This is a genomic window from Agreia bicolorata (genome assembly GCF_000938265.1).
GTDB lineage: Bacteria > Actinomycetota > Actinomycetes > Actinomycetales > Microbacteriaceae > Agreia > Agreia bicolorata.
The window spans coordinates 1-5,578 of the sequence record NZ_JYFC01000015.1 but is presented as its reverse complement, the minus strand read 5'-3'; the positions used below and the strand labels follow the sequence as shown (position 1 = coordinate 5,578).

The 5,578-nt window shown below is 53.1% G+C and carries 3 rRNA genes; all 3 read left to right on the top strand.

The annotated features are described in order from the left end of the window. Positions 1–121 precede the first annotated feature (121 nt). A 16S ribosomal RNA gene (locus tag TZ00_RS18500) occupies positions 122–1,642 on the top strand. 508 nt (positions 1,643–2,150) lie between these two features. Beyond that, positions 2,151–5,271: ribosomal RNA gene (locus TZ00_RS18495) — 23S ribosomal RNA — on the top strand. Between the two features lie 149 nt (positions 5,272–5,420). Then, positions 5,421–5,537: ribosomal RNA gene (rrf, locus tag TZ00_RS18490) — 5S ribosomal RNA — on the top strand. The 16S, 23S and 5S rRNA genes sit together here, the layout of an rRNA operon. The last annotated feature ends 41 nt before the right edge of the window (positions 5,538–5,578 follow it).

Sequence of the window (5,578 nt, the reverse complement as noted above, 5' to 3'; positions counted from 1 at the left end):
GTGTTTGGGATTCCTTTGGAAATAGATATAAACATACAAAGCAAGTCAGTAATGATTTGTTCTGTCAGTTTCAAACTTGCAATCATTCTGCCTATTCCGGTTGTTTGGTTGTGCGTAATCATTTACGGAGAGTTTGATCCTGGCTCAGGACGAACGCTGGCGGCGTGCTTAACACATGCAAGTCGAACGATGAAGCCTAGCTTGCTGGGTGGATTAGTGGCGAACGGGTGAGTAACACGTGAGTAACCTGCCCTTGACTCTGGGATAAGCACTGGAAACGGTGTCTAATACCGGATATTTCAGCTGGCCGCATGGTCTGGTTGTGGAAAGAATTTTGGTCAAGGATGGACTCGCGGCCTATCAGGTTGTTGGTGAGGTAATGGCTCACCAAGCCTACGACGGGTAGCCGGCCTGAGAGGGTGACCGGCCACACTGGGACTGAGACACGGCCCAGACTCCTACGGGAGGCAGCAGTGGGGAATATTGCACAATGGGCGAAAGCCTGATGCAGCAACGCCGCGTGAGGGACGACGGCCTTCGGGTTGTAAACCTCTTTTAGTAGGGAAGAAGCGAAAGTGACGGTACCTGCAGAAAAAGCACCGGCTAACTACGTGCCAGCAGCCGCGGTAATACGTAGGGTGCAAGCGTTGTCCGGAATTATTGGGCGTAAAGAGCTCGTAGGCGGTTTGTCGCGTCTGCTGTGAAAACTGGAGGCTCAACCTCCAGCCTGCAGTGGGTACGGGCAGACTAGAGTGCGGTAGGGGAGATTGGAATTCCTGGTGTAGCGGTGGAATGCGCAGATATCAGGAGGAACACCGATGGCGAAGGCAGATCTCTGGGCCGTAACTGACGCTGAGGAGCGAAAGCATGGGGAGCGAACAGGATTAGATACCCTGGTAGTCCATGCCGTAAACGTTGGGAACTAGATGTGGGGGCCATTCCACGGTCTCCGTGTCGCAGCTAACGCATTAAGTTCCCCGCCTGGGGAGTACGGCCGCAAGGCTAAAACTCAAAGGAATTGACGGGGGCCCGCACAAGCGGCGGAGCATGCGGATTAATTCGATGCAACGCGAAGAACCTTACCAAGGCTTGACATATACGAGAATGGGCCAGAAATGGTCAACTCTTTGGACACTCGTAAACAGGTGGTGCATGGTTGTCGTCAGCTCGTGTCGTGAGATGTTGGGTTAAGTCCCGCAACGAGCGCAACCCTCGTTCTATGTTGCCAGCACGTTATGGTGGGAACTCATAGGAGACTGCCGGGGTCAACTCGGAGGAAGGTGGGGATGACGTCAAATCATCATGCCCCTTATGTCTTGGGCTTCACGCATGCTACAATGGCCGGTACAAAGGGCTGCAATACCGTAAGGTGGAGCGAATCCCAAAAAGCCGGTCTCAGTTCGGATTGAGGTCTGCAACTCGACCTCATGAAGTCGGAGTCGCTAGTAATCGCAGATCAGCAACGCTGCGGTGAATACGTTCCCGGGCCTTGTACACACCGCCCGTCAAGTCATGAAAGTCGGTAACACCCAACGCCAGTGGCCTAACCTTCGGGAGGGAGCTGTCTAAGGTGGGATCGGTGATTAGGACTAAGTCGTAACAAGGTAGCCGTACCGGAAGGTGCGGCTGGATCACCTCCTTTCTAAGGAGCATTCGAGGATGCCTCTGACCCTGCTGTTTACACAGATCAGTCAAGGGCTAGATAACCTCGTAGCCATTTCGTAGACATATGTTCTGCGGTGGCGCTCATGGGTGGAACATTGACTTAGGAAACAGAAAAGCTAAAGCGATCGTTAGTACGACTCTTCTTCGGAAGGGTTGGGAAGAGGGTTGCTGGTGTGAAGTATGTTTTATGCACGCTGTTGGGTCCTGAAGGACCGGGCCTGCTGCTCCGTATGGGGTGGTTGGACTGCCTTCTGGATCCTGGTCTTATCCACATGAGATGCCTGTTTTGCGGGTTGTGTGGGTGGGGGAGGATACCGCCCGTACTTTGAGAACTACACAGTGGACGCGAGCATCTACACGCTCGTATCAAATAGGTCAGGACTTTGGTTCTGTCTGACGTGGTGCGTGTCGTGTTATGTGTATCAATGACATCACCGGGGACTTCGGTTTCTGGTGGTAAGCATTGGTCTTTTTGCAATTTTGTTTGTCAAGTTTTTAAGAGCAAACGGTGAATGCCTTGGCATCTGGAGCCGAAGAAGGACGTATAAATCTGCGATAAGCCTCGGGGAGCTGATAATAGAGCTGTGATCCGAGGATTTCCGAATGGGGAAACCCCGCCAGGCCCTTTGGGTGACCTGGTGACTCCCGCCTGAATATATAGGGCGGGTAGAGGGAACGGGGGGAAGTGAAACATCTCAGTACCCTCAGGAAGAGAAAACAATAGTGATTCCGTTAGTAGTGGCGAGCGAACCCGGATCAGGCTAAACCGATCATGTGTGATAGCCGGCAGGCGTTGCATGGTCGGGGTTGTGGGACTTTTCTGCTGCTTCTGCCGAACAGTGAGAGTTACAGCGCTTTATAGACGAAAGGGATTGAAAGCCCTGCCATAGACGGTGCCAGCCCGGTAGTCGAAATGAAGTTATGGCTCGAAGAGTATCCCAAGTATCACGGGGCCCGAGAAATCCCGTGTGAATCTGTCAGGACCACCTGATAAGCCTAAATACTCCCAGATGACCGATAGTGAACAAGTACCGTGAGGGAAAGGTGAAAAGTACCCCGGGAGGGGAGTGAAATAGTACCTGAAACCGTTTGCTTACAAACCGTTGGAGCCTCCTTGTTGGGGTGACAGCGTGCCTTTTGAAGAATGAGCCTGCGAGTTAGTGATCAGTGGCGAGCTTAACCCGTGAGGGGAATGCGTAGCGAAAGCGAGTCTTAATAGGGCGTTTTAGTCGCTGGTTCTAGACCCGAAGCGAAGTGATCTATCCATGGCCAGGTTGAAGCGACGGTAAGACGTCGTGGAGGACCGAACCCACTTCAGTTGAAAATGGAGGGGATGAGCTGTGGATAGGGGTGAAAGGCCAATCAAACTTCGTGATAGCTGGTTCTCTCCGAAATGCATTTAGGTGCAGCGTTGCGTGTTTCTTGCCGGAGGTAGAGCTACTGGATAGCCGATGGGCCCCAAAAGGTTACTGACGTTAGCCAAACTCCGAATGCCGGTAAGTGAGAGCGCAGCAGTGAGACGGTGGGGGATAAGCTTCATCGTCGAGAGGGAAACAACCCAGACCACCAACTAAGGTCCCAAAGCGCGTGCTAAGTGGGAAAGGATGTGGAGTTGCACAGACAACCAGGAGGTTGGCTTAGAAGCAGCCACCCTTGAAAGAGTGCGTAATAGCTCACTGGTCAAGTGATTCCGCGCCGACAATGTAACGGGGCTCAAGCACGCCACCGAAGTTGTGGCATTTATATTTTTGCCCGGCCCACTTGTGGGTCCAGGCGTATGGATGGGTAGGAGAGCGTCGTGTGGCCAGCGAAGCGGCGGTGTAAACCAGCCGTGGAGGCCACACGAGTGAGAATGCAGGCATGAGTAGCGAAAGACGGGTGAGAAACCCGTCCTCCGAAAGAACAAGGGTTCCAGGGCCAGGTTAATCCGCCCTGGGTAAGTCGGGACCTAAGGCGAGGCCGACAGGCGTAGTCGATGGACAACGGGTTGATATTCCCGTACTGACGAAAAACCGCCCAAGATAATCCAGTAATGCTAAGTATCTGAATCCCCATCACTGATCCCTTCGGGGTGACGGTTGGGGCCTAGCGTACGACCCTATGCTGGTGCGTTTAGCGTATTAACAGGTGTGACGCAGGAAGGTAGCTGAGCCGGGCGATGGTTGACCCGGTCTAAGGATGTAGGGCAGAAGATAGGCAAATCCGTCTTCTATATAGCCTGAGACCCGATGGGTAGTCCTCACGGACGAAATCAGTGATCCTATGCTGCCAAGAAAAGCATCGACGCGAGGTTTTAGTCACCCGTACCCCAAACCGACTCAGGTGTTCAGGTAGAGAATACTAAGGAGATCGAGAGAATCGTGGTTAAGGAACTCGGCAAAATGCCCCCGTAACTTCGGGAGAAGGGGGGCCTGACCTGTGAACGGATTTACTCCGGGAGCGGGATAGGGCCGCAGAGACCAGTGGGAAGCGACTGTTTACTAAAAACACAGGTCCGTGCCAAGTCGCAAGACGATGTATACGGACTGACGCCTGCCCGGTGCTGGAAGGTTAAGAGGAACGGTTAGCCGCAAGGCGAAGCTGAGAATTTAAGCCCCAGTAAACGGCGGTGGTAACTATAACCATCCTAAGGTAGCGAAATTCCTTGTCGGGTAAGTTCCGACCTGCACGAATGGCGTAACGACTTCCCAGCTGTCTCAACCGCGAACTCGGCGAAATTGCACTACGAGTAAAGATGCTCGTTACGCGCAGAAGGACGGAAAGACCCCGTGACCTTTACTACAGTTTGGTATTGGTGTTCGGTGTGGCTTGTGTAGGATAGGTGGGAGACTGTGAAGCTTGGACGCTAGTTCAGGTGGAGTCATTGTTGAAATACCACTCTGGTCACTCTGGATATCTAACTACGAACCCTAATCGGGTTCTGGGACAGTGCCTGATGGGTAGTTTAACTGGGGCGGTTGCCTCCCAAAAAGTAACGGAGGCGCCCAAAGGTTCCCTCAACCTGGTTGGTAATCAGGTGTCGAGTGTAAGTGCACAAGGGAGCTTGACTGTGAGACTGACAAGTCGAGCAGGGACGAAAGTCGGGACTAGTGATCCGGCAGTGGCTTGTGGAAGCGCTGTCGCTCAACGGATAAAAGGTACCTCGGGGATAACAGGCTGATCTTGCCCAAGAGTCCATATCGACGGCATGGTTTGGCACCTCGATGTCGGCTCGTCGCATCCTGGGGCTGGAGTAGGTCCCAAGGGTTGGGCTGTTCGCCCATTAAAGCGGTACGCGAGCTGGGTTTAGAACGTCGTGAGACAGTTCGGTCCCTATCCTCTGCGCGCGCAGGAAATTTGAGAGAATCTGACCCTAGTACGAGAGGACCGGGTTGGACGAACCTCTGGTGTGTCAGTTGTTCCGCCAGGAGCACAGCTGATTAGCTACGTTCGGACTGGATAACCGCTGAAAGCATCTAAGCGGGAAGCCGTTCTCGAGATGAGATTTCCATACCATTTATGGTGAGAGACTCCCAGCTAGACTACTGGGTTGATAGGCAGGATGTGGAAGTAGGGACTAACGACCTACGGAGCTGACCTGTACTAATAAGTCGATAACTTGATAACACCCCAAAAACTGCGAAACGAAAAGCACTGCTTGCGTCCACTATGTGGTTCTCGATGTACGGTCGAGAACCAAACATGCATCAACATCGTCGAAAGACGAATCACGTTGTTGTCTGTTTGAAACTTCTAGATAGTTACATCTCTAGTGTTTCGGCGGCCATAGCGAGAGGGAAACGCCCGGTCACATTCCGAACCCGGAAGCTAAGACTCTCTGCGCCGATGGTACTGCAAGGGGGACCTTGTGGGAGAGTAGGACACCGCCGGACTCCTATTACACGAATGGCCACCCCCACCAGGGTGGCCATTC